Here is a 1,938-nt window from a genome sequence, read left to right as displayed (position 1 = left end):
GCGGGCGCGACGCTCCCACTGGAAACGCCGCACCCAAACCGATAAAGACCAGCTGTAGTACTAAACGGGCGCAGGCGCCCCCTCGTGCTGCAGAAGTGTAGTGAACAATGCCGCCACCATCGCGTCGCTCATACCGTTGCCAGCAGCAGCTGCGTCAACTTTCAGCTCAGCGGTTTCACCCACCTCTGGAAGGCGCCGGATCGCCCCCTCAAGCATTGAGAAGGTTGACTGCCACTCGAAACCCGTCCCAATGGAGGCGCCACCCAAGACCGCTGTCAGGGACATAACCTCGCGGCACGACCTGCAGCGGATAACTTCCAATGGGAATGCGGAGGCAATGTAACGTTTGAATGCCTGTGTGTATCTCTCGTGGTCGTCAAAGGCCCACCGCTCTGGAAGCTTTGTGGCAAGAGTCCGAATCTCGAGAAAGTCCGAAGCCCGTACGGAGCGAAAAAGTGCACCAAGCACTCCGATCTTAACGGACTGAAAAAGATTGTCCCAGCTCCCATCAAAATGCGGACGACCGTCGAAAAGAACGTAAAGCAATTCCACAGCGTTGGGGATGTTCGGCCGCCATCCATCCGACCAGACCTCAAGCATTTGGCCGATCGCCTGCTGTAGCAGGGAAATGTTGCCCTGACTGCCGAGGGCTACCAACACTTTTGCCACGAACGCAGCCCTAGCCTCAGGACCTATGTCAACTGGCGAGCGGCCGCGTGCCCCTGGGAGACGATACGGGTGAAGCAGGGTCCGCGCTAGCGCTTCAACCAGTACAGGGGCTCCGTCGCCGTGGATGTACGTTCGGAGCGGACTGGAACGTTTGGCTTCCGCGAGCGCCCAAATCTGAGTGAGTTGTGCCACCAAACGTGCTGTCAGCAGCAAGTCTCTGGCGTTGTCTATCGCGCCCGAAAGCTTGCCACCGATGAACTCCTTAATGGAGGGATTCAGGAAGGTGACGGTGCCTTGGTGTACCGTAGTCAAGCTATTGTCTAAGCTGCGGAGCGCCTCGTCGAACGCCCCCTCCCGCCGCTCTGAAGGGGAGCGGCGAAGTTCCTGAAGCGGTTCCCATACGCGCCGCAGATCTGTCACTCGCGCCTCGCCTCCGAGTGAATACAAGGCGAGCAGTAGACATCGGGCGCTTTCGGATACTTGGTTGCGATAGGTGTCTTCCCAACAGGCCGCGGGATCATCGAAGGCGGCTTCCAGATGGTCGGGGTAGTCCTTCGGGGAGACGCCCTTCAAACGTTTGAAATCTGTGACCCACTCGACGACACGCGGCGAAAAGTTTCGGTGCTTAACGGCGCCCACCAGCTTCGCCGGCGCCGTAACCAGAGCTACAACGTGTTCCTGGGGCAACGACCCGAAGTAGAGGTGATTATAGAGGATTCTGGCACGCTGCTCGTCTTCAAGGTCTTCGAGAGCCATGCGGTAGTATAAATTGGGCACTCCGCTATACGCGAGGCGTCCTGACGACATCAGTGCGTCTTGTAGAATGTGCTCTCGTGTTGTCAGCAGAAACCTCGATCCGGCATCCCGGACAGCCTCGATGAAGTCGACGAGATCGCCATCTTCGTTTCTTTCAGCAAAAGGAGAGCGATCACCGATGAACGTCGCGCCGAGGAAGTCATCGTACCAGAATACTTGGCGCGTCCTTGGACGGAATCTTGCTATACCGTCCCGAACTTCACGTCGGATGGCAACGGGTTCGAAACCCTCAGCCACACTGTCCAGCATCAACATGTTTGCAAGCGTCGTTTTGCCGACCCCAGGGGGGCCGGAGATGAGAACGGCGCCGCAATCAGCGAGCTGCGCTCGTGCCATGTAGAAGTGTTTTGTGCGCACATAGCGTGGGGAATCCCGAGTAATGCGCGCCATTAGCCCGGATCATTCATCAGCGTTTTGGAAGGGCTGCCCGAAGGCGCGTCGATGGGTGGCGCC

1 protein-coding gene is annotated in these 1,938 nt (G+C 58.2%); it reads right to left on the bottom strand.

Annotation, left to right across the window (positions count from 1 at the left end):
- Positions 1-60: 60 nt before the first annotated feature.
- On the bottom strand, positions 61-1,875 hold the full coding sequence (locus JJL56_RS32665) for an ATP-binding protein (protein WP_200487925.1): 1,815 nt from the start codon (positions 1,873-1,875) through the stop codon (positions 61-63).
- Positions 1,876-1,938: the final 63 nt, after the last annotated feature.

Source organism: Azospirillum aestuarii, from assembly GCF_016632405.1.
Classification (GTDB): domain Bacteria; phylum Pseudomonadota; class Alphaproteobacteria; order Azospirillales; family Azospirillaceae; genus Azospirillum; species Azospirillum aestuarii.
The sequence above is the reverse complement of the archived record's forward strand: the minus strand, read 5'-3'. Positions and strand labels throughout refer to the sequence as shown.